We start from the raw sequence: 24696 nt of genomic DNA on the forward strand, positions 1-24696 counted from the left end.
GCCTGCCAGCTATTTGTCAGGCCTAGGAATTTTCCTTGAAGAGCACTTCGCGGTCCTGGGTAAAATTGGCCAATAGGGGCAGGCAGGCCCCGCCAATTTCGCGGGCGCCAAAGCCAATGGTCCCCTCGGCGATGGTGAAGGGCGCCAGACCTTGCAGGTCGAAGGCCTGGGTAGCATCACGCGTCGCCTGAACCAGCCGCTGACGTACGGCGGGCGGGAAGGCGCCATCTATCACCACACTGCGGAAGTCGATGATGGACACGGCGCTGACGGCGGCAATCGCCAGGCTCTGGGCAGCATCGTGGATCCAATGGTCCAGCGCCGGGCCGATATCGCCCCACTCGCTGGGGTCACGCCAAAGCACTGCAGGGTCACGACCTTGCTCCGTCAGCCGGTCGGCGAGCACGTAGATCGAGGCGCTGCGCAACAATTGCTGGAAGCCGCCGCCCGGCGCGGGTACGGGCAGGGGGGCGATGGCGCCGCCATAGCCGGTGCGGCCGGGAAACAGGTGGCTGTTGAGCACCACGCCGCCCCCGATGAACGAGCCCAGAAAGACATAGAGGAAATCGTCGCCATGCTGGCCATTGCCCAGCACCAGTTCGGCGGCGCAGGCGGCAGTGCCGTCATTGTGAAAATAGACCGGCCAGTGGCTGATGGCTGCGATCTCGGCGCGAATGTCGGCCTTGCGCCAGGCCGCCAGCACATCGGCAGGCGCGCCAAGCTGGGATTCCCAGTTCCACAATTCGAAGGGGGAAGCGATGCCGAAACCGGCAATGCGCTGCTGATCGGTTGGGCTCAGCGTGCTGGTGAGTTCATCAATGCCGCGCTGGGTCAGTGCCAGCATGATCTCGGGGGTCGGATAGGGATGAGGGTAGTGAATGCGGCCCAGAACCGTACCGACAAAATCCATCAGCACAATGTCGGAGCTGCGGCGACCGACCTTGAGACCGAGAAAGAACGCCCCGCGCGGGTTGAGCGCATAGGGAACCAGCGGCTGGCCGACCTTGCCCCGAAGGGGGTCGAGGCGTAGCAGGATGCCATCGGCCTCCAGCGCATTGACGATGGTGGAAATGGTCTGCGGCGACAGACCGGTGCGGCGGGCGATGTCGGCCTTGGGCAGACTGCCATGGCGGCGCACCAGCGAGAGGACAAGGCGCTCATTATAGAGGCGGACGCCCGTCTGGTTGGTGCCTCGGCTCAACTGATCTGACCCAACCCCACGGGTCACTGCACTCACCATCCCAAATGGCCTTTCGTTAAGATTTGACGTTTGGCGTCCATCTGCCATGAGCGGCAACGGCGCTGAAAATGCAATCGATTTCATAAGCTTGATAGCCAGCAATACCGTCAAATGAGGGCAAGTAGCTTCGACTGTCAATTAATAAATCAATTGGATTAACTTATTGACAGCCGGTTCTGGTTGTCGGCATATGGCCAGCAAGGACGGCCCAAAACAACGAGCTGGCCGTTTGGAGGAGGGGGTGTGAGACCGGTGCAGCCGGTCATGTCCCCGCGCAATATTTGAGGAGGACTACGCCGTGACTCATTTCAAGAAGACGCTTCTGCTTGGTGCAGCTGCCATCACCCTGATGTCGGCTTCGGCCCCTGTCATGGCCGCTGATCTGGCTTGCCTGATTACCAAGAACAACACCAACCCCTTCTTTGTGAAGATGAAGGAAGGCGCGGAGGCTGCCGCCACGGCAGCCGGGCTCGATTTCAAGGCTTATGCCGGTGAAAAGGACGGCGATGCCTCGCCACAGCTGACCGCCATCGAGAACTGCGTGCTGGCTGGTGCCAAGGGTATTCTGATCACCCCGTCCAATGACTCGGTTGGTCCGCTGCTCAAGGAAGCCCGTGATGCTGGCGTTCTCGTGATTGCACTCGATACGCCGCTGGCTGATCCAGAGGCGCAGGACATGACCTTTGCCACTGACAATTTCGAAGCTGGTCTGCTGATCGGCAAATGGGCCGCGGCGACGCTGGGTGATGCTGCCGCCGATGCCAAGATCGGCATGCTCGACATCAACAAGGATAACATCTCGGTCGACGTGGCGCGCGATACCGGCTTCCTGGTGGGTTTCGGCATTGACGTGCCAGACCTGACCGTGATGGGTTCGGAAACCGATCCGCGGGTCATCGGGCACGAAATCTCCGGTGCCAATCCGGAAGGCGGCGTGATGTCGGTGGAAAACCTGCTGGCCAAAGAACCAGACATGAATGTGGTCTACACCATCAATGAACCCGCCGCCGAAGGCGCCTATCAGGCGTTGACCAAGGCCGGCAAGTCCGACGTTCTGGTGGTTTCGGTTGACGGTGGTTGCCCCGGTATTGCCAGCGTGAAGGCCGGCGTGATCGGTGCCACAAGCCAGCAATATCCGCTGCTGATGGCATCCAAGGGCATTGAGGCCATCGTCGCCTATGCCAAGGATGGCACCAAGCCCGTGGCATCTGAAGGCCTGAGCTTCTTCAATACGGGTGTGAACCTGGTCACCGACCATCCGGTCGAAGGTGTGCCCTCGATCGACTCCGACAAGGGTATGGAGCTCTGCTGGGGCTAATCGCAGACCAAGGAACGCGCAGAACCGGAGGGTGGCGGCACCGCCGCCCTCGATCTGCGGTGTTACGTGCAGCGTTTCGGCATTTTCAGGGAGGGCACAGCATGAGCAAAGACGGCTCGCCTACCAAAACAATTTCAGACTTCGAGGCCGGTCTGGCCAAGGCTGACGCCAATGTGGCCAGCTTTGCCAAGGATGACCGCAACCTGTTCTACATGATGCGCGGTTTTCTGCGGGCCCACCCCACAACCATTCCCACGCTGGTGCTGATCGTCAGTGTGATAGCCTTTGGCATTATCGCGCCGCGCTTCCTGACGCCGCTGGCACTGTCGACTGTGCTGCAGCAGGTAACGGTGACCGGTATTATCGCGATTGCCCAGACGCTGATCATCCTGACCGCCGGCATCGACCTGTCGGTTGGTGCGGTGCTGGTGGTGACCTCGCTGATCATGGGCAATCTGGCAGTCCATATGGGTGTGCCACTGCCGTTTGCGGTGATTATCGGCATGTTCTTTGGGGCGCTTATGGGCTGGCTCAACGGTGTGCTGGTGGCCGTGATCAAACTACCGCCCTTCATCGTGACGCTGGGCACGCTGTCGATCTTTACCGCGCTCAAGCTGTGGTATTCGGGCTCTGAATCGGTGCGCAATGCGGACATCGTCGAGAAAGCACCGGGCCTGTTATGGTTTGGCGAGGCGTTCCGCTTTGGCGGGGCCAAGCTGACCTATGGCAGTATCTCGCTTGTCGTGGTGGCCGTGCTGGTCTGGTTCCTGCTCAACCGGACTGCCTGGGGGCGCCATGTGCACGCCATTGGCGATGATCCCGATGCAGCACGGCTCTCAGGTATCCGCACAAGGCGCACACTGATCTCGGTCTATGTGCTGGCGGGCGCAATCTGCGGCTTTGCCGGCTGGGTGGCCATTGGTCGCGTGGGTTCGGTTTCGCCAATCTCGTTTGAAACGGTCAATCTGGGATCGATCACGGCCGTGGTGATTGGCGGCACCTCGCTGTTTGGTGGGCGTGCCTCGATCATGGGATCGGTGCTCGGTGCCCTGATTGTGGGCGTGTTCAATACCGGCCTGTCGCTGGCCGGGGTGGATGATTACTGGCAATTGTTTGCTGCGGGCACTCTGGTGATCATCGCAGTGGCTCTGGATCAATGGCTGCGGAGGGCATCGCAATGAGTGAAATCCAGCCAATCATCAAGGCGCGTGGGCTACTCAAGCGCTATGGCACCGTGGTGGCCCTGAACGGCGCTGACTTTGATCTCTATCCCGGCGAAATTCTCGCCGTGATCGGTGATAATGGTGCGGGTAAATCGACGATGGTCAAAGCCATTAGCGGGGCCGTCATCCCCGACCATGGCGTGATTGAAATGGAGGGAAAGCCCGTCCATTTCCGCTCTCCCGAGGATGCGCGCAAGGCAGGTATCGAGACGGTGTACCAGAATCTGGCGCTGTCGCCGGCGCTGTCGATTGCCGACAACATGTTCCTGGGCCGAGAAGTGCGCAAGCCGGGCTTCCTGGGCAATGTGCTGCGGATGATGGACCGCAAGCACATGCAGAGCTTCGCCCGCGAAAAGCTCAGCGAGCTTGGGTTGATGACCGTTCAGGACATAAGTCAGGCGGTTGAGACCCTCTCGGGTGGCCAGCGGCAGGGTGTTGCGGTGGCGCGTGCGGCGGCCTTTGGCTCCAAGATCATCGTACTTGATGAACCGACGGCCGCGCTGGGCGTCAAGGAATCCCGCCGGGTGCTTGAACTGATCCAGGAAGTACGCTCGCGCGGCATCCCGATCATTCTGATCAGCCACAACATGCCGCATGTGTTCGAGGTCGCTGACCGCATCCACATTCACCGGCTGGGCAAGCGGATCGCGGTGATCAATCCCAAGGACTACACAATGTCTGATGCGGTAGCGATCATGACCGGCGCCATGGAGCCGCCTGAAGGTGCTGCGCCCCCCAAGCATTTCGTGGAGCCATAACACGCGATTGCCGCCTTCGCTCGAGCGCTGCAATACGATAGAACAAGGGGGTCGCCGTGCATCGCATTGGCGGCCCTTAATTCGCGATGTCCCAGGAAGTTGAACATGAGCAAAGTCCGCGCCCTCGTCCTTGAACAGCAGCACAAGCTGGCGCTGCGCGACATCGAACTGCCGCTCGATGTCGGGCCCGGCATGGTCAAGATCGCCATCCACACGGTGGGCGTATGCGGCTCCGATGTGCACTATTACACCCATGGCCGGATCGGGCCCTTTGTGGTCAACGAACCCATGGTGCTGGGGCATGAGGCCGCCGGGGTGGTCAGTGAGGTCGGCCCAGGCGTGACCCATCTCAAGGTGGGCGACCGGGTCTGCATGGAGCCGGGCATTCCCGATCCCAATTCGCGCGCCAGTCGGTTGGGCATGTATAATATTGACCCTGCCGTCAGCTTTTGGGCAACGCCACCCGTGCATGGCGTGTTGACGCCTGAAGTGGTGCATCCGGCCAATTACACCTTCAAGCTGCCCGATCATGTCAGCTTTGCCGAAGGCGCCATGGTGGAGCCGTTTGCGGTGGGGATGCAGGCCGCGACCAAGGCCCGGATCACGCCCGGCGATACGGCCGTGGTGCTGGGCGCCGGCCCGATTGGCACCATGGTGGCGCTGGCAGCGCTGGCGGGTGGCTGTGCGCGGGTGATCGTCGCCGATCTGGCGCAGCCCAAGCTCGACATTGCGGCGCAGTATCAGGGTGTTATTCCGGTCAATATTTCGGAAAACAACATTGTCGAAGCGGTCAGCGCACTGACTGAGGGCTGGGGCGCCGATGTGGTGTTCGAGTGCTCGGGGTCACCCCATGCCTGGAAGACCATTGTCGACCTGCCGCGTCCCGGTGGGGCTATTGTGGTGGTTGGGCTGCCCGTTGAGCCGACACAGGTTGATATTGCCAGCGCCTCAATCAAGGAATTGCGGATCGAAAGCGTGTTTCGCTACGCGCACCAGTATGACCGGGCCATTGCCCTGATTGCCTCGGGCAAGGTGGACCTCAAGCCGCTGATCTCGGAAACTTTCGACTTTGACGATTCAATCGCTGCGTTTGACCGGGCCGTGGAAGCGCGGCCAACCGATGTGAAGCTGCAGATCCGGGTGGCCCAGTAGCAGCTAGTTCGAGCGGGAGGAAACAGCATGGACTTGAATTTGCGCGACAAGGTGGCAGTCGTTACGGGCGGCACGGTGGGGATCGGATTGGCGGTGGCCCAAGGCCTGGCCGCTGAAGGCGTCAATCTGGTGTTGGTTGGCCGTGACAAGGAGCGGGCCGACGACGCGGCGGTTCGGGTGGCGCAGGAATTCGACATTATCGCCACGGCCATTGCTGCAGATGTGGCGACAGCCGAAGGCTGCGACGCGGTCATCTATGGCACCAAGCAGGCATTTGGCGGGGCCGATATCCTGATCAACAATGCCGGTACGGGATCGAATGAGACCATTGCCGAGGCCGATGACGCCAAATGGCAGTATTACTGGGACCTGCATGTGATGGCCGCAGTGCGGCTGGCGCGCGGGCTGGTGCCCACCATGAAGACGCGGGGCGGTGGCGTGGTACTGCACAATGCCTCGATCTGCGCGGTGCAGCCGCTATGGTATGAGCCGATCTACAACACCACCAAGGCCGCGCTGATGATGTTCTCCAAGAACCTGGCCAATGAGGTGGTGGGCGACAATATCCGCGTCAACACGGTCAATCCGGGGCTGGTGCTGACGCCGGACTGGATCAAGACCGCCAAGCAGATCGCCGGCGAGGATGGCTGGGAAGCCCATCTGCAGGAAGTAGCCAATGAGGCTGGCGGCATGAAGCGGTTCGCTTCGCCCGAGGAACTGGCAAACTTCTTTGTCTTCATGTGTTCGGACAAGGCGAGCTATTCGACCGGCTCGACCTATTTCGTGGATGGCGGGTGGCTGCAGACCGTCTGATGCTGCCCGAAACAGGCTCGGTTCTGGGCATTGATGTCGGCTGGTCGCTCAAGAGCGCGTCCAGCGGCATTTGCCGGCTGGACTGGGATGGCCAGAGCATTGGCTGGACGTTGCAGCATTTCAGCGGCGATCCCGATATCCGCCGCGCCACAATCAGTGCGGTCAGCGATGGCCGCAGACTGCTGGCGGTGGGGCTGGATGGACCGTTTCGCGGTGATCTGGCGGTGATTGATCGCTATCGGCAGGCCGAACGGGTTCTCAGCCAGAGGGCGATTGCCAGTCGCGTCAGCCAGCCGGGTTCATCGCGCAGCCCGGTGGGTCGCCTGCTTAATCACCATACCAATGCGTTTGCGGGGCTATTGATCGCCGATGGCCTGACAGCACGCGCCAGCCATCGTCATGCCGTACATGAACTGGCGCTGTTCGAGGCATTTCCGACCAGCTTTCTGGGGCTGATGCTGGAGGATGTCGAAAAGGGCGAACGGCAACAGCGCTCCGATCGCTATTTTATTGCTCTGGTGGCCAATGGTGGGTTGGAGCGTCTGTTGACCCATCACCTGCCCGGCCGGCGGCTGGCGGGCGATCTGGCGAATGTGCGCAATCACGACGAGCGGGCAGCGCTGGTCTGTGCGATCACCGCATTGGGGGTGGCACGGGCCGACTACCTCACCGTGGGTGATGCGGATGGCTGGATCATGCTGCCACCGCGCGCATTCATCGCCAGTTGGGCCCAGCCCATCGTGGCCGATTGGAACCATGGCTGAGCCCGTGGGGTTTGACCACAGCGTCAAAACTCAGGGAGCCCCGGCATGGATATCGGCAATGACTTTGGATATGTGCAGACCTATCTGCCCCAGCACATCATCGGCATCCGTCTGCTGATCGCAGCGATTTTTGGCGCCATGATCGGGTTTGAACGCGAGTGGCACACTTCAGCGGCCGGGCTGCGCACCCACATTCTGGTCGCCGTGGCTGCGGCCCTGTTCACCATTCTGACCTTTGAAATCTATCACACCCTGCCAGCGGGCGGAGACGCCAAGGCGGACCCGATCCGCGCCATCGAAGCGGTGACGGCGGGCATCGCTTTCCTGGGCGCCGGGGCGATCTTTCGCAGCGGCGGGAGCGTGCAGGGGCTGACAACAGGTGCCGGCATGTGGCTGGCCGGCGCGGTGGGGATGGCAACGGCGCTGGGTTATTACGCAATTTCGGCAGGCATTGCGGTGCTGGCTATTCTGGTGCTGGCTGCGATGCGCGCGCTGTCGCACCGCGTGGTGGGTGCGCGCGGTGACAAAGCCCCCGACACCGAGGGTGAGCAGGCGCGCTAGCAGAAAATTTTAGAAAAGCATGGGTCTTGCGAATGGGGCCGCGGGGAGAACCAGGGTTTGCGGTCTGGCGCCCGAGGGACAAACGCCTGACCAATCCTGTTTCTCCCCCCGTGCGCGCGCGACCGGGAGGTGTCGCGCTCGCGCCCCCTGTACCTGCCCCCTTGGAGTAGGGCCGGCACCCCCTCTCAGCTTGCGGTACAAGCAATCTGAGCGGGCAACTAGTGGCCGGAGGGACGCCTGGGAATGCAGGGCGGTTCGTAAACCGTCTTGCAGCGTCCCTCCCGACCTAGGCATGCAACCTGTGGACGCAGGAGTTACATGCCAACAGCAACCGGGCGCTGTGTGTGCGCCCAGAATTCAACAATGTCGCCAGCAACGCGCCGATAGGCGTCGCGATCAGCGTGGCGGACGAAAACGGCCGAGGCGCCACTTTCAAGCAAGGCGCGGCGCTTGGTTTCTTCAAGCAGCGGCGCAAGCACTATTAGGGGAACGCCGTTCTGCCGAATGAGATGCTCAATGGCTTCCAGAAATTCCAGATTGGCGTCGCTATGGGTCTTGAGGTCGACAATGATCAGTGCCGGACGCGCCGCGGCGGGATCGCTCAGCACGGCCTTGACGCGCAGAAAAGCCGCGCTCGCATCGCCGTAGCACTGAACGCCAGGGGCACTGTGGGCTACCAGCGTCCGCGTCAGCAGATGGGCCGAGTGCTCATCGTCATCAATCAACGCGACAAACGATGCATAATCCACAGAGTCGTTCACTGCTCACCTCAAGTTCCGTTCAACACCGGATAGGCAAATGAAATATCGAGACCGGTCCGCATCAGCGCACAGATCCTGAAGTTCAAACTGGGTGGTCAATATGTCTCGGACGGGGCCTAGCCGGCTGAGAACGTGTCACATAGATGACGGTGACGATGCCGGTATGATCGACGCAATCGCGTGCGGCTAGGCAACCTCACGTAAATTCGATGTAACTTGGGGGTTGTATTTTACATGTAACACGCGGCAATCTGAGGCCTCATCTGGAGGTCTTGTTGTCTGTTCCGACGCCGCAGCGCGAACCAATACTGGCTTCTCTTGAGCGACTGCTTGCGTGGCCAGAAATTGCGCGCTCGCAACAGTTAGCGCGGTTCCTCGAATATATCGTGCAACGCACACTGGCGGGCGACGAAGCGTCCATCAAGGCCTATTCGATCGCGGTGGATGTGCTGGGCCGGTCGGCCGATTTCGACCCCCAATCGGACCCCATTGTGCGGGTGCAAGCACGACGTCTGCGCGGCCTGCTGGATGAGTATTATCGTGGCCCCGGCAGTGCCGATCCGGTTCGAATCGGATTGCCTGTGGGGCGTTATGTTCCAGAGTTCAGCCCACTGGAGGATGCTGTAGCGGCCAATGGTGGCGCGGCTGTGACCCCCGTCACCCAAGATGAGGATATTGAGGACAGCGAGGACGATGCCAAGCCGGGGCGTCGGGCCCGTGCCCTTGGCGGGGTGACCCTGTCCTGGTTCGCGCTCGTGGTGATCCTGCTGGCGATGGCCGTGGCCAGTTTTGCCTTCATGACATTCGGGCCGATTTCTCCGCGACGCGAGGCGGTGATCACCGGACCACGACAGCCCAGCGTCACTGTCATCGAATTTCAGAACCTGACCGGACCCGACAATGGCGCGCCCAAGGTCGCGGGACTGGCCATCGAACTGGTCACCGACCTCGATCAGTTTGATGATCTTGATGTGCGCTATGGCGGTGGCGGCGATGTCAGTATTACGGTCGCTGATGGTGAGGGCAGTGACTACGTGCTGAGCGGTATCGTGCGGCGCGACGGGGCACTGGTGCAGTACAGCGCCATTCTGACCGACAGCACTGTTGGTGTCGTGGTCTGGAATCACACCATTGCCGTGCCGACAGCGAGTGCTTCCGATGTGGGGGTTCTCGATGACGTGTCGCGGCGGCTCAGCCTCATTCTGGGCAGCCCGCGCGGCCCCATGCACATCAAGGCCCGCGAAGCGCTGGCGCAAAGCCCGAACCTGAATGGTGGCGGCAATCTCTATCTATGTCGCATGCTGTTCAGCAGCTATCGCGAAACCGGCATGGCGGTGGACGCGGCCTATACCGACAAATGCCTGGCAAGCCTGCCGTCAAGCGAGCGGGAGACCGCCGTCGGGCTGGCCATCGCGGGCAGCCTACTTGCCGAACAGGGCATTGGGGCTAGCGAAGTGCCCAAAAGTCGCGATGACCGGCTGCGTCAGGCCGAAGCCCAGCTGGACCGAGCCATCAGCCTGTCGCCGGTCAGCGCCTTTATCTGGGAGGAGCACGCGCGCCTGCGGCTCGAAATGGGGCAGATTGATCGGGCGCGCGCCGATTATGGCTCGGCCATCCAGCTCAATCCGGCCAATGGTGATGCGCTGGCCGGTTATGCCCGCGTGCTGGCCTTTGGCGGGCAGGCAGCGCAGGCCGAGATCCTGTCGACCGATGCGGTGGAGGGCACGCCCAATCCGCCAGACTGGTATTTTGGTGTCCCGGCGCTGCTGGCGCTGCGCTCCGGCAATTTCGAGCAGGCCATAGAGCACGCGGGGCGCTATGCGCAGGTCGATCACGAACTGGGGCCGATCCTGGCCATTCTGGCCGGGCAGCGCGCCGGAGATGGTGAGATCGTCAATCGCTATCTTGCGCAGGTGCTTGATGTCTCCAGCTTCCGCACCGTCGGGGTGCTGCCCCGCTTGCGCGAGCGGGTGCAGGATGTGGCGCTGCTCGAGCAGATTAGGGGATCGCTGACTGCTGCCGGGGTACCCCCTCAGGCGCTGAACGGCCCCTTCTAGTCGGTACCGGGGCGCGGTTCTTGCCATGGCCGGAAAATTTCTCAACAATTGGTGGTGACACGAGGGGGACAAGTCGCATGCCCGATTTTGCTATTCGATGGTGCCTGATGGTTGCGGGCATGGTGCTGGTCCTGTTGCCGGGCACGGCGGCTGCGCAGTTGCACATGTGCAATGAGACGCCGGAGCTGCGCAGCTTTGCCATTGGCTACAAGGACGGGGCCGACTGGACTTCGGAGGGCTGGTGGTCTGTGGCACCGGGTGAATGCAAGACGGTGCGCGGTCAAGCCCTGCGCCACGCCTATTTCTACTATCGGGCGACGGCAGGTGGTGCCTTCAAGGGGCAGGGTTACAAATTCTGCACCAGCCCCGATCCCTTCACCATTGTGGGAGACAGTGATTGCGAAAGCCGCGGCTATGCGCGCGATGATTTCTCCCAGATCGAGATTGGCACGGCGAGCGAGTTCACCTTTACGCTGACCGCACCAGCCCCGGCGGCAGCGTCGAAGGATGCGCAGAGCAATGCAGCACCCATTGCGCCCGTCGCCTTATCGCAGGAACCGTGGGGCATGGTGATGTATGAGCCGTCGGATCTACCCGTCGCTGTCGCCCGGTTCGGGGATCAACTGGGCTGTGATCTGGGGGAGGCCATGCCGGCCTGGGGCGGACAGGGGATTGGTCTGGCCGATGGCAGCGAGATCTATCTGGTGCCGTGCCACAATGCCGATATCAATGTTGAACACTTCATGGCCATGCGCCCGGCCGGCATGAGCAGCTTCCGGCTCTATGAATTCGAAAGCCCGCCCGGCGATAATCTGGACAATCACCTGCTGATCTCGAGTGCCTTTTTCGATGCCGGCACCATGACGATTAGTGGCACGATGGCTTATGGACCCGATGGGGATTGCGGGCTGTTCGAGCGACACCAATATGTCGCGCAGGGCGATTATTTCGAGCTGGTGGAGCAGCGCGAGAAGGTGGCGTGCGACGGCCAGTATGATCTGCCCGAAAGCTATCCGCTACGCTGGACCATTGATGAAATGGGCGGCTGAGGCGGCGCCTAGTGGGCCGCTGATTTGGAGAACAGATTGATCACCAGCACGCCCGAGAGGATCAGCCCCATGCCTATCATGGCGGGCAGATCCAGCGTCTGGCCATGCACGAAATAGGCAATCAGTGCGATCAGCACGATGCCGGTGCCCGACCAGATCGCGTAGCCGATGCCCACCGGGATGGTCTGCAGGGCCAGCGAGAAGAAATAGAACGTGATGGCATAGCCAATCACCACAACCAGGGTCGGCACCAGTTCGGTGAAACCGTTCGACGCCCGCAGGAACGAGGTCGCCACAACCTCTCCGACAATGGCGATGGCCAGCAGAACGCCGCCGTTCATGCCGGGGTCTCGGCGAACAGCGCCTTGGCCAGGGCGACAAAGCGGTCGCCGCGCTCCTCGAAATTCTTGAACTGGTTGTAGGAGGGTGCGCCTGGCGACAGGATCACTGCGTCAAAGGCATCCTTGTGGGCGACGAGCGCCTTCATTGCCGCTTCGAGATCGGGCGGGGTCAGCACGGTGATCTCGGGGGCGGCCCTGGCGGTGGCCGTCGCCAGGCGTTCGCCCGTCACCGGCAGGCAAGCCAGCATGGTGACGCCATAACCTGCCAGGCGTTCTGCAAGATCGCCATAATCCTGTGCCCGCTCATGGCCGCCGGCGATCAGCGCCAGACGGCGACCGGGATAGGCTGCCAGCGCTGCCTTGGTCGCCTCGGGGGTGGTGGAGATGGAGTCGTCGACAAAGGTCATGCCGCCGAGTTTGTGCTCCTCAAGCCGATGGGGCAGGGGCGTGAAGGCGCGGATGCCATCAACGATGCCATCCAGCGTTGCCCCGGCAGCGAGCGCGATCTGAGCGGCTAGCAGGGCATTGTCGAGGTTGTGGGCGCCGCGCAGGCGTGACCGGGCTGCGGCAGACTCCACGGCGAGCTGTTCGTCACTGGTCAGATCGCGCAGCAGGCGTCGATGGTCGCGCGTGGCCTTGGCCACCAGGGCATTGCCCTTGGCGCCAGCACCCAGCGCCACGGGGAAGCCGCCATCGCGGTCAATCAGGTGCAGCTTGTCGGCATAATAGCGTTCGACGCTGCCATGCCAGTCGACATGCTCGGGATACAGATTGGTCACCGCCGCGATGTCGGGCAGGAAATTCATGTCGGCTGTCTGGTAGCTGGAAAGCTCGAAGATCACCACGGCGTGCTTGTCGGCGATGTCGAGTGGCGCCAGCCCCACATTGCCTGCCAGCCCGGCATCGATGCGCGAACGGGTCAGCATCAGATGGAGCAGGGTTGCCGTAGTCGATTTGCCCTTGGTGCCGGTAATGGCGATGACCGTGCGTCCATCGCGGTAGGTATGGCCCCACAGGTTGAGATTGGAGGTGACGGCGATGCCGGCGTCGCGGGCAATGTCAAACACGGGCTTGTAGCGCGAAACGCCGGGGCTCTTGATGATGTCACCAAAGCGGTGGGCGCGGATGGCGTCCTTGATGTCCTCAGGCGCCATGAAAGCGGTATCGGGGATATCGGCTGTGCCGCTATCGACGGTGACGAACACCTTGAGGTCGGGCTGAACGGCCTTGAGAAAGGCCCGGGTGGAGAGGGCTTCGCGGCCTGCGCCGTAAATCAGGACGGGTTCTTCAAACAGCATAGGCGGCGACCTTGGCGGCGAGCGCTGGGGGAATGTGGTGATCGTGGCTGTCCGTCAGGCACTCGGCCATGGCTGCCTGCAATTTGGGTTCGCCATACTGGGCCAGCAGATCGGCCTTGATGGCGCGCACCACAGCGGCCTGATGCCAGTCGGCATGGCGGGTCAGCGTATACAGGCATGCCGCGGCTTCAAGGATTTCGCCAACGCATTCCCATGGCTTCTGGCCGGCCAGTCCGGCCAGTTCGCGGAACGAGGCTTCGTTGGCAGGATTGTGGAGCAGATCCTTGCCGAAGATCGAAAGGAGGCGATCCTTGGCCATGAAGGGGGCAAAGATCAGGAAGACGAAATGGCATTTGGGGCATTCGCCGCACCAGAGCGGGCCGTCATTGCCGGTCAGACGGAAATTGCGGTTGCAGCTGGAAAACACGTGGTCGAACTTGTCTTCGTGGGTAAACAGCGAAGCGATGCGGGCTTCCGAATAGGGGCGCAGCAGGGAAAAATACTTCAGGGCGCCGCCGGTGGCATTGGCCAGCACGTCGGCAATCAGCAGCTCGAAACCGAGCGATTTGGAATATTGGTGATTGGTCTCGCGACCGTCGAACTCGACATTGCCTTCGCTGGCCGAGCGCTCGTTGGACAGGACGATCTGGTTGTAGCCAAACAGCAGAGAGCACAGCGCGGCGATCATCGAGTTGATCGCGGTCGAGGGCACGTGGCCGTTGTAATAGCCGGGCTGGCTGCCCAGACGGATCATCTCGGCATCAAGCGTGCGGGTGACATAGACCGGCGGGGTGCCGATGGTCTCGACCGATGTCAGGATGGGGCCCTTGGGATTGACCGCGAATGGGGTGAAGCTGACTCCGGTATGGGACAGCAGATCGACGCTGACCAGGGAATCCTTGCCGCCACCAATGGGCAGCAGGGTGCGGTCGGGCAGGTCGAGCGCCGGCAGTCTTTCCACCGGATCGACGGGGGCGTTGATAGTTAGTTTGCCGAAGCGAGGCAGATCGTTGCGAGCGTAGAATTCGCCCAGCCCGTTTTCATAGACGTCGATGGCAAAGGCGCGCTCAGCCTCGGACAGGGCAATTTCGGGCGCGGCGATCTCGAACGGCGCCTTGAGCTTGAAATAGCTCACGCCAAGCACAAATCCGGTCAGATCAAGCAGCTTGAGGAAGTTGGGGCTGGTGGCCGCGGCGCTATCGGCGCCAGCGGGCATGTCGAGGGTTTCGACGAAGTGCAGACCGCCCAGAGCATAGCTGAAACGGGCCTGGCCGGTGGCGGGGTCGAAGGTGGGGCGCTCGATAAGAAACTGATCAGTCAAAGCTGGACACTCGGCGGGGCTGACTTGGTTAGCCATCATATAGGTGATTTGCGCCCCCGAAGGGAGAGGAATGGCGGATCACGACATGTCGAACTTGTCTGTGCTCATCCGTCGTGACGTTATGAAGGAGCATGGTGCTCCCGCAACACGGAGAAATTGAGATGCGCGTTATGGTTTTTGTCAAAGCCACTACCGATAGTGAAGCCGAAGAAACCCCGGCACCCAGCGCGGAATTGCTTGAAGCAATGGGGCGGTACAACAATGAACTGGTCGATGCAGGCATTTTGCTGGCCGGCGATGGGCTCAAGCCGTCAAAGCACGGCAAGCGTGTGGCCTTTGACGGGGCCAGCCGTACCGTGATCGACGGGCCATTCGCCGAAACCAAGGAATTGGTGGCCGGTTACTGGCTGTGGCAGGTGCGCGACATGGATCATGCGCTTGAATGGGTCAAGCGTTGCCCCAACCCCATGCCGGGTCCCAGTGAGATTGAAATTCGCCCCCTTTACGAGATGAGCGATTTCGAGGCGACCATGTCGCCCGAGGCGGCGTCCCTGCACGAAGGGGCACGCAGCAAGCTGGGTAACTAGCAGATACGCATCTGCAGGCGCATGACGATTTCGGTGCCCAGACGCTGAAAGCCGAATTCGCGCATGGTGCAGGTCCAGCCATCACCGGCCCGCTCGATCCGGAACAGATTGTAGCGGGCTGGATCGTCCAGCGTGCCGCCCTGTGCGGCGCTGGCAGCGGCGACGCCGACCACGGGCACTTCGCCCTTATTGCCCGGAATGGAGTGGATTGAGGAGCGATGGGTATGGCCGTGCAGGATCAGCTCGGCGCCATGCTCGGCAATCACTTCGCGGAACAGTTTGTGACCCTTGAGGCCAAATGAGGGATGCTGCAGCTCGGGATTGGGCGGATGATGGATCAGCACGGTGCGGAAATAGTCCGCCTCGCCCATGACGCGCAAAATCCGGCCCAGCCGCTCGGCCTGGGCTTCGTCGAAGCGGCCGATGGCCAGGAATGGCCGGGTCGGCACTGCGCTTGAGCAGGAGATGACAGCCAGCTCACCAATCCGGCGGACAAAGGGAAAGTCGCCATCATCGAGCGTTTCGCCCTTGAGGTATTCGCCCCAGACCTTCTGTGCCGATTCCAGCGCACCGGGCACATAGGCGTCGTGATTGCCCGGGCAGACGGCGACCTTGTCGGCTGCGCCGAGCGCGTTCAGCCAGTCGCCGGCGCGCTCGATTTCAGCGGGCAGGGCCAGATTGACCAGATCGCCGGTGACAGCGGTGAAGTCAGCTTTCTGGGCCTGCAGATGGCGCACCAGAGCCGCCAGTGTCTCGCTGTTGAGCTCGTCGTGCCGCTTCAGCTTCCAGTTCAGATAGCCGGTGATGCGTTTACCCAACAGGTCGCGCCAGCCCACCTGGGGCATGGGGGAGAGGTGGATATCGGAGATGTGGGCAAGATTGATCATTGCGGGCGTAATGCCAGAACGAAGCTGGCAAGAAAATGCTCAATCGCCTCGAGCGTGAATTTTGTCATGATCAAGACTCTGCTACCCATGCGGCAAAAGGAGTTCTCCCGATGCAGATGAATCGCTTCCAGCGGGTGCGTGCCAAGGTGTTTTTGACGCTCAAGGGCATCTGGCACCGGCTGACAGTGGGCGCTCGTGTGATGCTGGTGGATGGCGACAAGGTTTTCCTTATTCGCCACACCTATGTGCCGGGCTGGCAGTTTCCGGGCGGCGGGGTTGATCCCGGCGAAACCGTGGAAGCAGCGGCACGACGCGAGGTCGAGGAAGAAACCGGCTATCGCGTGACGGGTGAAATGGCGCTGCAGCATATCTTTCACAATACCAGCACGGTGACCGATCGCGACCATGTGGCGTTTTACGTCGCCACCCAGTTCGAGCAGGCCTTTGTGTTCAAACCCAACCGCGAAATTGCCGAAGCGAGGTGGTTCGACCGCCGGGCGCTGCCTGAAAAGGTCACGCCCGCCACCTCGCAGCGGATCGACGAGTATTTCGACAAAGTGCCGCGCCGCGACGTCTGGGGCTACTGACCCAGCCGCGGCGCGTGCTCTTCCAGGCTAGTCGAGGAAGGGGAGTTCCGGTCCGATCGGGATGATACGGGTCGGGTTGATGGTGATGTGGCTCCAGTAATAATGCGTGCGGATATGGTCGAGATCGACTGTTTCCTTGACGCCGGGCACCTCGTAGAGCGCCTTGAGATAGTGCGAGATGTTCTTGTAGTCGGCAATGCGCTGGCGATTGCACTTGAAGTGGCCGACATAGACCGCATCGAACCGCACCAGTGTGGTGAACAGGCGCCAATCGGCCTCGGTGACGGTGTCGCCCGTCAGGTATGAGGTCTCGCCCAGAATGGCTTCTACCCAGTCCAGTGATTCAAACAGCTTGGCGACCGCCCCGTCATAGGCTTCCTGGGTAGTCGCAAAGCCGGCTTTGTAGACGCCATTGTTGATGTCATCATAGACGCGGGCATTGATCGGATCGATCGTGGCCTGCAGCGCTTCGGGGTAATAATCATCGGTGTTGCCGGTCAGCTCGTTGAAGGCCGAGTTGAACATGCGGATGATTTCGGAGCTTTCATTGGAAACAATGGTGCCGGTCTGCTTGTCCCACAGCACGGGCACGGTCACGCGGCCGGTATAGTCCGGCACGGCGTGGGTGTAGACCTGCCAGAGCTTTTCCTTGTCGAACAGGTGATCGCCGGTGGAGCCATTGGCCTTATCGAAGGTCCAGCCGGTCTCGTCGGCCATTTTATGGGCGACGACCGACACCGAGATCAGGTCTTCCAGATTCTTCAGCTTGCGGAAGATCAGGGTGCGGTGGGCCCAGGGGCAGGCCAGCGACACATAGAGGTGGTAGCGCCCCGCCTCGGCCTTGAAACCGCCTTCGCCCGAGGGACCGGCGGCGCCGTCAGCGGTTACCCAGTTACGGAAGCCCGCCTGGCTGCGTTCGAACTTACCACCGGTCTTTTTGGTGTCGTACCACTGGCTGGACCATTTGCCGTCAATCAACTGTCCCATGGGGCGAGCCTTTCCGTCATGTTCTCGACGTTTTGCTGGCGTGAACTTCCAGCTGTCATTTGCGTTGACTGACACATACGCGCTGGGCGCGCGAACGATAAGAGCGCAATGGCGTAACGAAGCGTTGTGTATTTTGAACACAGACTCGGTGCGGGTCTCGGTTTTTGCAGGGTCTGCCGATGAGTTTTTGTTTACGTCCAATCGCGGCGATGCTAATGCGGAATCTCGGCGTGGAGGCGCCCAGGATGGCGAAAGTATTGCAGGTAGTTCGACGACCGTAACGGGTCCTTTGAATCGGTGCTCAGACGAGCGCCGGGTTTGTACTACGCATTGCTTTGTCGGGTCTTGATATGTCCTCTCCTTCTGCGCCTCCGGCTGCGGCCGACCCTGCCTCCCCCAACGCTGTCCGGGTACCTACGGTGCGTGCCGCGACACGCGCGGGAGACTCTGATTTCATTGATGAACTGCAGGCCATTGCCTTTGGCCCGGGCCGGTTTGCGCGCACGGCGTTTCGCATTCGCGAGCGGTTTCCCATTGATATGAGCCTGAGCCTGATTGCCGAGGTGGACGGTACGCCGTGTGGCTCGGTTTGGATGACCCCGATCTCGATTGGCGGCATCAATGGCTATATGCTGGGGCCACTGGCCACCCATCCCGATTTCCGCAAGCTGGGCGCGGGCAAGCTGCTGGCCCGTGAAGTGACCGCGCGCACGCTGGCCCGGGGCGAAGGCAGTTTCGTCATGCTGGTGGGTGACCGCGACTATTACTGCCCGTTGGGCTGGGAGCCGACCACGCTGGGCAATATCGAATTTCCCGGTCCGGTTGATCCCGAGCGGGTGCTGCTGTTTGCGGCCGACAAGAGCCTGGCGCAAACGCTGGCGGGTCCCATCGAAGCGTTTATCGAGGACTGAGTCCGACCGTCAGCATGTTGACCAACAGGTCAAACAGTGTGGACCGGCCAAGGGCTGGTGCTCTAAGCTGGCTTTTTCGACGACGTATCCGGTGTTTGCTTGCCCCCCGACAATACCATTATCGACCGCCTGACGACGCGCCTGCTGTTGTCGCCGCCCGCGCTGCCGGCTGCGCATATGCTGACGCCTGACTGGGCGCCGTCGCGGCCCTTTGAGCGTCCGCCGGTTCCCGCGGCGGTGCTGATTGCGCTGGTGCGGCGGCCCGAGGGGTTCACTGTGCTCTATACCGAGCGCTCGCCAGACCTGCGGGCGCATTCGGGGCAGGTGGCGTTTCCCGGGGGCAAGGTTGATGCTGGCGATGATGATGTCGCTGCCGCCGCGCTGCGCGAAGCCTATGAGGAGGTGGGCATGGCGCGCAGCGATGCGCGGGTAATGGGGTTCATGCAGCCCTATTTCACCGGCACCAACTATCTGATCACGCCGGTGGTGGCGGTGGTTGAGCCAAGCGGGCCCTTTGTGCCCAATCCGGGTGAGGTGCATTCGGTGTTCGAGGTGCCGCTGCAGCGCATCCTGCGGCCCGAGAGCTATGGGCAATTCCGTATCAAGCGGGATGGCAAGGAGCACCGCACCTGGCAGATCGACCATGACGGTCATCGTATATGGGGAATCACGGCCAATATCACCCGCCAGTTCCGCGATATTGCCACCAGCGAGGCCGTGCCATGAGCGTTGAGGCTCTCAGGAGCGCCGAATGGCTGGTGCGTGCTGAAACCCAGGCGATCTTTGCCGCACTGGACGGGGCGCAGGGGCGCACCCGCGCGGTGGGCGGGGTGGTGCGCGACACCATTGTGGACCGGCAACGGCCCAATCCCGATATCGATCTGGCGACCGAATTGCTGCCCGAAGCGGTGGTGGCCCGCGCAAAGGCTGCCGGCATTGCCTGCTACCCCACGGGGATCGAGCATGGCACGGTGACGCTCAAGCTGGGCGAAACGCTGGCCGAGGTCACGACACTGCGCCGAGATGTGGAGACCAATGGCCGGCACGCGGTGGTGGCCTTCGGTACCGATTGGGGCGTGGACGCCAGCCGCCGTGATTTTACGCTCAATGCGCTTTATTGCGGGCCGGACGGCGTGCTGTTTGACCCGCTGGGCGGGATCGAGGATGCGCTGGCCGGGCGGGTCCGCTTCATTGGCGAGGCGGGCCAGCGGATCGCCGAGGATGGCCTGCGCGTCTATCGCTTCTTCCGGTTTTCAGCCAGCCATGGCGGCCAGCAGTTTGATCCCGATGGGGTGGCGGCCTGCGCGGCTGCGGCCGAGCAGTTGTCGCATTTGTCGCGCGAGCGGGTGGGCAGTGAGATCATGCGCATGCTGGACCTGCCGCAGGTGGCACTGACACTGTTGCTGATGGCTGAAGCGGGCCTGTTGCGCTTTGCTGATAGCGCTGCACGCGCACTGGTCGCCTATGAAACCATGGGCGGGCAATCGGCGATCTCGCGGCTGGCACTGCTGGCTGGTGACGGGCTGGGCGCGGCGCAGGATGCGTGGCGCCTGTCCAAGGACACGATTGCGCAGGCGCAAAAGGTGCTTTCAGCGGCGGCTTTGCTGGCCAAGGAGCATGTGGGCGAGGCTGCTTACCGTTTTGGCGAACATGCTGTCGAAGGACTGGCGGTGACCGCGGCCCGCGATGGCTGGGGTCAGGCGCGGCTTGCCGAAACCGCGCGGGCGCTTGCGGGCACGGTCGTGCCGCCGTTTCCAGTCAATGGACGCGATCTAACCGGCCTCGGCATGTCACCGGGACCGGAGATGGGTAACTCACTGGCGCGCCTAGAACGCGCCTGGATCGACAGTGGCTTTGTGCTGGGCAAGCGCGAGCTGCTGGCGCTCGTCCAACTTTAGGGTCTGGGGGCTAGTGCTTGGTGGCGCTCTTGGCGTCGGTGTCCACGATGCGCTCCTTGATCCGTTCGATCATGTCGGGCCGCACTTCGGTTTCCCCGTGCAATGTGCGCAGGTTATCGACGGCCTTTCGGACCACTTCTGCCTCGCTTTCCGCTTCGGCATGCCAGGTGGCACCTGGAATCAACGAGCCGGATTCAAATCGTTTCATGATTTCCTCCTAGGTTCGACTAAGTCGAAGAAACGCGTCAAAGTGCTGGAAGTTCCAATCATATTGCCACAATCAGCGTGCTTTTTCTGTCACAAGGCCGTGGTTTATCTGTAGGTTGCAGCCAAGACGGTGAGGAGTACCCGAGCAGCATGCGCGCAGGCTTGTGGAACAAGATACGGAACAATCTGTGGCCCCGCATGGGTATGCGGCGCTATAGCGCCTATCTGCGCAAGCGGGTGATGCGGCTCTCAGCCAGCCCCCATGCCATTGCTGCCGGGGTGGCATCGGGCGCGGCAGTCTCGATGTTTCCCCTGATCGGCCTGCATTTCTTTCTCGGTTTTGTGCTGGCCTTTGCCACGCGCGGCAACATGATTGCTGCCGCGATTGGCACAGTCTGGGGCAATCCGCTCACCTTCCCGCTGTTCTTTGCCGCCTCTTACGCCGTTGGCGACTGGCTGACGGGTGGCGGTGGCGTGAGTGTTTCCGAAGGCAAGCAATTGCAGGCGACCGGTGAACAGCTCAGCAATGGCCTGTTTTCCGAAGGCTTCCACGCCATCTGGCCGACCTTCAAGACCATGATGATCGGCGGTCTGCCGCTCGCCATTCTGGTGTTTGGGGTGTTTTACGTTGTGGTCCGCCTGGTGGTGACACGCTTCCGTGCCATGCGGCAGGCCCGACTGGCCCGCAAGCGTCCGGTGCAGCCCAAGACCACTCAGTCGTCAACAAACTCGCCGATCTGACTGAGCCCTTCGAGCCAGGTGCCGCCATGCTGGCGGATGACCTGACGGGGCAATATGCCGGTTTGATCGGCCAGTTCCTGCGCCAGAACCTGCGAATGGGTGACGATCCACACCTGGGTGCGTTGGGCGGCGCGTGCGATGATCCGCGCCAGGGCCGGCAGCATGTCGGGATGCAGGCTGGTCTCGGGCTCGTTCAAAGCGACCAGCGGGGGCAGGCGGTAGGCCAGCAGGGCGCCCATCAAGGCGAGAAACTGCAACGTGCCGTCCGATAGCTCATTGGCGGCAAAGGCGCGCTTGGGCATATCGGCAAACCGCATTGCAAAGCTGGCGAAGCGCTCCGGGATGGGGACCTCAAGCGTGGCGCCGGGGAAGGCGTGGTCGATCGCCTCATCAAGATCGACACTGTCCTGGCGAATATGGCGCAGCGTGGCAAACACGGCGGCGAGATTGGCCCCATTGGCGTCAAGCATCGGCGCGGTGACCGCCCGGGCCGGCTGGCGCAGAGGCGAGCCTGCATCGGTGCGGAAGCCATGATAGAAACGCCAGGCGGCAATGACTTCGCGCACCCGATCGATTTCGGGATAGCCGCGCAGTTCGGCCAGCGCAGTTTCGCTGGAGAGCAGAACGTTGTCGGCCTGAATGCGGGCACCGGCCGGGTCGCGAACCCAGATGGCCGGTCCCTTGCGCTCCATCAGCGGGACAGGACGACGGCCCATCAGGGTCAGCGTTTCGCGCTTGACCATGGCTTCGAGTGAGAAGGCCGCATCCACCTTGGTGGGAAAACCCGGCTCGATTTCATAGCTGCATGCGGGGCCATCGCCATCGGGGTCGATACTGTCCAGACCGATGCGCAGGCTGAGCCGAGGTTGTTCATGAGTTTTGCGCTCGCCGGCCCACATCACCGAGGCCAGCCCGCCCTCGCGGGCAATCTCCTGAGCGAACTCGCCGGTCGCCGCGGCGCGGACCAGTTCAAGCGCGCGGTAGAGATTGGTCTTGCCGACGCCATTGGCGCCAACAAGAACCGAGAGCTGGCGAACAGGAAAGCCGATGGTGCGGATCGACCGGAAATTGGTGAAATGAAGGTCGGTCAGCACCATCGCAGCACTCTCAGGGCCAGCGGACTTCTGGCGGCATGGATGACAGGATCGAATTCACATTGCCGCCGGTCTTAAGCCCGAAGGTCGTGCCCCGGTCATAGAGCAGGTTGAATTCGACATAGCGGCCGCGGCGGATCAGCTGTTCGTTGCGATCCTCTGGGGTCCAGGGCGTTTCGAAATTGCGACGGACCAGTTCCGGGTAGATGCCGGCGAAGGCTTCGCCCACGGCCTTGGTGAAGTCGAAATCGGCATCCCAGTCACCGGTATTGTGGTGATCGTAGAAAATGCCGCCCGTGCCGCGGTGCTCATTGCGGTGGGGCAGGAAGAAGTAGTCGTCGCACCATTGCTTGTAGCGATCATAGTCGACGCCGGGGCGGTCGATGCAGGCGGCGCGCATGGCGGCGTGGAAATCCAGTGTGTCGACATCGTCCTGGGTGCGGCGACGGTCGAGCACCGGGGTCAGGTCGGCGCCGCCGCCAAACCACTGCTTGCCGGTGACGATCATGCGCGTGTTCATGTGCACGGCGGGGACGTGCGGATTGCAGGGGTGCACGATCAGCGAAATGCCAGAACTCCAGAACTGGGCGCCCGCTTCGGTGCCCGGCATCTGCTTGGCGAAATCTTCTGAGAACTCGCCATGCACGGTCGAGATGTGCACGCCGGCCTTCTCGAAAACCCGGCCGTGCAACATGCTCATCTCGCCACCGCCGCCGGCAGCGCGATCCCAGGGGGTGCGCTCGAACTTGCCCGGCGGCGGATCGGCATTGGGGCCGCTGACCTGGGTCTCAATGGCTTCGAACTCGGCGCAGATGCGGTCGCGCAGGGCGCGGAACCAGGTTTGCGCGGTGATCTTCTTGTCTTCGATATCGGGGGGAAGTGTCATGGTGTCCGTGAAATGAACCGTCATTGTAGTCCTGTAAACCCGTCTGTCTGCCTTTTTGCTTCGCCCAAAATAAGCGTTGCAGCGAGCGCGACATTGATCGAGCGCAAACCAGCCCGCATTGGTATGCGCAAAGCCAGATCGACGACATCGGCAACGGCGTCAGGCACACCAGCGCTTTCGCGACCCACCATGATGATATCATCGGGCGTAAATCGGGCTGCATAGGCCGAGGTTTCGCTCTTGGTGGTCAGCAGGACAAGCCGGCGGTTTTCCGCACGGCGCCAATCATCGAACTGGGTCCAGCTATTGTGTTCGCGCACCACGGCATGATCGAGATAGTCCAGACCGGCGCGGGCCAGCGTTTTGGGCGAAAACACGAATCCGGTGGGGTGGATGACATGAATGGTTGTCTGCAGACAGGCGCATAGCCGGATCAGCGTACCGGTATTGTTGGCGATGTCAGGTTGATAGAGGGCAAGTTCGACCGGCATCACAATCCCCAGCACGCGAGCGTGGCACAATGCCCGCGATTGCGGGCCTTTGCTGGGTATAGTGTCGCAGTTGGGGGCTGTCACGGTGCGGATCACTGGACAAGCGGATGGGACAGTGCAAAAAGACCGCAACTGACGGGCCGCTTGAGGGTGGTTGGCTGGTGATTCCGCGTATGCGTAATCTGCACCGCCGCTACCGGCCGCGTCTGATGTGATAGTACGGGGAACGGACCTTGGCCACGGAAGCTCAACATTCAACGACACGGCGGGATTTCCTGTTCGTCGCAACCGGCGCAGTGGCAGGCGTTGGTGCTGCGGCAACGGTGTGGCCGCTGATCAATCAGATGAACCCAGATGCCTCGACCTTGGCACTGGCCAGCATCGAGTTTGATATCTCCAACATTCCCGAAGGGCAGTCGGTAACGATTCTCTGGCGCGGTCTTCCGGTGTTTGTCCGGCACCGTACGCCAGCTGAGATTGCCGAAGCCCAGGCGGTTCCGCTGTCGGATCTCAAGGATCCAGCGACCGATGAAGAGCGCACCAAGGAAGGCCACGAGCAGTGGCTGATCATGATCGCCAACTGCACCCATCTCGGTTGCGTTCCGGTCGGTGACTCGGGTGATTTTGATGGCTGGTTCTGCCCATGCCATGGCTCGCACTACGATACAGCCGGCCGCATTCGCAAAGGCCCCGCGCCAAGCAATCTGGTATTGCCGCCTTATGAATTTCTCAGCGATACGCTGGTCCAGATCGGTTAGCAGGGA

At 61.8% G+C, this 24696-nt stretch carries 27 protein-coding genes; 16 read left to right on the plus strand and 11 right to left on the minus strand.

Annotated elements, in window-relative coordinates:
- Window positions 1-22: 22 nt before the first annotated feature.
- Window positions 23-1240, minus strand: a complete 1218-nt coding sequence (locus tag KD146_RS01990) for an ROK family transcriptional regulator (protein ID WP_212657079.1) — start codon at window positions 1238-1240, stop codon at window positions 23-25.
- A 349-nt stretch (window positions 1241-1589) separates the two neighbouring features.
- Here KD146_RS01990 and KD146_RS01995 point away from each other — a divergent pair, with 349 nt between their 5' ends.
- From KD146_RS01995 to KD146_RS02025, 7 genes are all read left to right on the plus strand, one after another.
- Window positions 1590-2558 carry a substrate-binding domain-containing protein gene (locus KD146_RS01995; protein WP_212659074.1) on the plus strand — a complete coding sequence of 323 codons (969 nt, stop codon included), beginning with the start codon at window positions 1590-1592 and terminating at the stop codon, window positions 2556-2558.
- A 101-nt stretch (window positions 2559-2659) separates the two neighbouring features.
- The gene (locus tag KD146_RS02000; protein ID WP_212657080.1) at window positions 2660-3739 is read left to right on the plus strand and encodes an ABC transporter permease; all 1080 of its coding nucleotides are present in this window, start codon (window positions 2660-2662) and stop codon (window positions 3737-3739) included.
- Complete coding sequence (locus tag KD146_RS02005; protein ID WP_212657081.1) at window positions 3736-4539, plus strand: ATP-binding cassette domain-containing protein; 804 nt, start codon at window positions 3736-3738, stop codon at window positions 4537-4539. Before KD146_RS02000 ends, KD146_RS02005 begins: the two co-directional genes overlap by 4 nt.
- 105 nt (window positions 4540-4644) lie before the next feature.
- The gene (locus tag KD146_RS02010; RefSeq protein ID WP_212657082.1) at window positions 4645-5691 is read left to right on the plus strand and encodes an NAD(P)-dependent alcohol dehydrogenase; all 1047 of its coding nucleotides are present in this window, start codon (window positions 4645-4647) and stop codon (window positions 5689-5691) included.
- 27 nt (window positions 5692-5718) lie between these two features.
- The gene (locus KD146_RS02015; RefSeq protein WP_212657083.1) at window positions 5719-6504 is read left to right on the plus strand and encodes an SDR family NAD(P)-dependent oxidoreductase; all 786 of its coding nucleotides are present in this window, start codon (window positions 5719-5721) and stop codon (window positions 6502-6504) included.
- A complete protein-coding gene (locus KD146_RS02020) occupies window positions 6486-7268 on the plus strand; it encodes a hypothetical protein (protein ID WP_212657084.1) in 783 nt (260 codons plus the stop codon). Before KD146_RS02015 ends, KD146_RS02020 begins: the two co-directional genes overlap by 19 nt.
- Window positions 7269-7313: 45 nt before the next feature.
- On the plus strand, window positions 7314-7829 hold the full coding sequence (locus KD146_RS02025) for an MgtC/SapB family protein (protein WP_212657085.1): 516 nt from the start codon (window positions 7314-7316) through the stop codon (window positions 7827-7829).
- Between the two features lie 314 nt (window positions 7830-8143).
- Here the strand turns inward: KD146_RS02025 and KD146_RS02030 are convergent, their stop codons facing one another.
- The gene (locus KD146_RS02030) at window positions 8144-8590 is read right to left on the minus strand and encodes an ANTAR domain-containing protein (protein WP_212657086.1); all 447 of its coding nucleotides are present in this window, start codon (window positions 8588-8590) and stop codon (window positions 8144-8146) included.
- A gap of 386 nt (window positions 8591-8976) precedes the next feature.
- On the opposite strand from KD146_RS02030, the gene KD146_RS18430 reads away from it, so the two are divergent.
- Window positions 8977-10647, plus strand: coding sequence for a tetratricopeptide repeat protein (locus KD146_RS18430; RefSeq protein WP_212657087.1), 1671 nt, complete (start codon window positions 8977-8979; stop codon window positions 10645-10647).
- A 77-nt stretch (window positions 10648-10724) separates the two neighbouring features.
- On the plus strand, window positions 10725-11696 hold the full coding sequence (locus KD146_RS02040) for a DUF1036 domain-containing protein (RefSeq protein ID WP_212657088.1): 972 nt from the start codon (window positions 10725-10727) through the stop codon (window positions 11694-11696).
- 8 nt (window positions 11697-11704) lie between these two features.
- Here the strand turns inward: KD146_RS02040 and KD146_RS02045 are convergent, their stop codons facing one another.
- The 3 genes from KD146_RS02045 to KD146_RS02055 are packed head-to-tail and all read right to left on the minus strand — an operon-like array spanning window position 11705 to window position 14656.
- Window positions 11705-12037 (minus strand): SMR family transporter, encoded by a 333-nt coding sequence (locus tag KD146_RS02045; RefSeq protein ID WP_212657089.1) that lies wholly within the window; start codon window positions 12035-12037, stop codon window positions 11705-11707.
- On the minus strand, window positions 12034-13335 hold the full coding sequence (gene murD / locus KD146_RS02050) for a UDP-N-acetylmuramoyl-L-alanine--D-glutamate ligase (RefSeq protein ID WP_212657090.1): 1302 nt from the start codon (window positions 13333-13335) through the stop codon (window positions 12034-12036). The genes KD146_RS02045 and murD overlap by 4 nt, the downstream gene beginning before the upstream one ends.
- Window positions 13325-14656, minus strand: coding sequence for a MurL-like N-terminal domain-containing (locus KD146_RS02055; RefSeq protein WP_212657091.1), 1332 nt, complete (start codon window positions 14654-14656; stop codon window positions 13325-13327). Before KD146_RS02055 ends, murD begins: the two co-directional genes overlap by 11 nt.
- 161 nt (window positions 14657-14817) lie before the next feature.
- On the opposite strand from KD146_RS02055, the gene KD146_RS02060 reads away from it, so the two are divergent.
- Entirely contained in the window at window positions 14818-15243 is a 426-nt protein-coding gene (locus KD146_RS02060; protein WP_212657092.1) for a YciI family protein, read from the plus strand.
- On the opposite strand, the gene KD146_RS02065 is transcribed toward KD146_RS02060, so the two are convergent.
- Window positions 15240-16130, minus strand: coding sequence for a metallophosphoesterase family protein (locus KD146_RS02065; RefSeq protein WP_212657093.1), 891 nt, complete (start codon window positions 16128-16130; stop codon window positions 15240-15242). The two genes, KD146_RS02060 and KD146_RS02065, sit on opposite strands and share 4 nt — an antisense overlap.
- Before the next feature lie 110 nt (window positions 16131-16240).
- On the opposite strand from KD146_RS02065, the gene KD146_RS02070 reads away from it, so the two are divergent.
- On the plus strand, window positions 16241-16717 hold the full coding sequence (locus tag KD146_RS02070; protein WP_212657094.1) for an NUDIX domain-containing protein: 477 nt from the start codon (window positions 16241-16243) through the stop codon (window positions 16715-16717).
- 27 nt (window positions 16718-16744) lie between these two features.
- On the opposite strand, the gene KD146_RS02075 is transcribed toward KD146_RS02070, so the two are convergent.
- On the minus strand, window positions 16745-17704 hold the full coding sequence (locus tag KD146_RS02075; protein WP_212657095.1) for a glutathione S-transferase family protein: 960 nt from the start codon (window positions 17702-17704) through the stop codon (window positions 16745-16747).
- Window positions 17705-18123: 419 nt separating this feature from the next.
- On the opposite strand from KD146_RS02075, the gene KD146_RS02080 reads away from it, so the two are divergent.
- The 3 genes from KD146_RS02080 (at window position 18124) to KD146_RS02090 (ending at window position 20513) form a co-directional block, all read left to right on the plus strand.
- Complete coding sequence (locus tag KD146_RS02080; RefSeq protein ID WP_345790726.1) at window positions 18124-18615, plus strand: GNAT family N-acetyltransferase; 492 nt, start codon at window positions 18124-18126, stop codon at window positions 18613-18615.
- A 99-nt stretch (window positions 18616-18714) separates the two neighbouring features.
- A complete protein-coding gene (locus KD146_RS02085) occupies window positions 18715-19341 on the plus strand; it encodes a CoA pyrophosphatase (protein ID WP_212657097.1) in 627 nt (208 codons plus the stop codon).
- Window positions 19338-20513 (plus strand): CCA tRNA nucleotidyltransferase, encoded by a 1176-nt coding sequence (locus KD146_RS02090; protein WP_212657098.1) that lies wholly within the window; start codon window positions 19338-19340, stop codon window positions 20511-20513. The genes KD146_RS02085 and KD146_RS02090 overlap by 4 nt, the downstream gene beginning before the upstream one ends.
- 10 nt (window positions 20514-20523) lie before the next feature.
- On the opposite strand, the gene KD146_RS02095 is transcribed toward KD146_RS02090, so the two are convergent.
- Entirely contained in the window at window positions 20524-20721 is a 198-nt protein-coding gene (locus tag KD146_RS02095) for a DUF1059 domain-containing protein (protein ID WP_212657099.1), read from the minus strand.
- Window positions 20722-20870: 149 nt separating this feature from the next.
- Here KD146_RS02095 and KD146_RS02100 point away from each other — a divergent pair, with 149 nt between their 5' ends.
- Window positions 20871-21461 carry a DUF2062 domain-containing protein gene (locus tag KD146_RS02100; protein ID WP_212657100.1) on the plus strand — a complete coding sequence of 197 codons (591 nt, stop codon included), beginning with the start codon at window positions 20871-20873 and terminating at the stop codon, window positions 21459-21461.
- Here KD146_RS02100 and KD146_RS02105 read toward each other — a convergent pair.
- From KD146_RS02105 to KD146_RS02115, 3 genes are read right to left on the minus strand one after another with little or no spacing between them, the layout of a single operon-like run.
- Complete coding sequence (locus KD146_RS02105) at window positions 21434-22558, minus strand: AAA family ATPase (protein WP_212657101.1); 1125 nt, start codon at window positions 22556-22558, stop codon at window positions 21434-21436. The two genes, KD146_RS02100 and KD146_RS02105, sit on opposite strands and share 28 nt — an antisense overlap.
- A gap of 10 nt (window positions 22559-22568) precedes the next feature.
- Window positions 22569-23465, minus strand: a complete 897-nt coding sequence (gene hemF / locus KD146_RS02110; protein ID WP_212657102.1) for an oxygen-dependent coproporphyrinogen oxidase — start codon at window positions 23463-23465, stop codon at window positions 22569-22571.
- The gene (locus KD146_RS02115; RefSeq protein ID WP_212657103.1) at window positions 23462-23932 is read right to left on the minus strand and encodes a tRNA (cytidine(34)-2'-O)-methyltransferase; all 471 of its coding nucleotides are present in this window, start codon (window positions 23930-23932) and stop codon (window positions 23462-23464) included. The genes hemF and KD146_RS02115 overlap by 4 nt, the downstream gene beginning before the upstream one ends.
- Window positions 23933-24165: 233 nt before the next feature.
- On the opposite strand from KD146_RS02115, the gene petA reads away from it, so the two are divergent.
- Window positions 24166-24690 (plus strand): ubiquinol-cytochrome c reductase iron-sulfur subunit, encoded by a 525-nt coding sequence (gene petA, locus KD146_RS02120; protein WP_212657104.1) that lies wholly within the window; start codon window positions 24166-24168, stop codon window positions 24688-24690.
- The last annotated feature ends 6 nt before the right edge of the window (window positions 24691-24696 follow it).

It is taken from the genome of Devosia litorisediminis, assembly GCF_018334155.1.
GTDB classification, from domain to species: Bacteria; Pseudomonadota; Alphaproteobacteria; order Rhizobiales; family Devosiaceae; genus Devosia; species Devosia litorisediminis.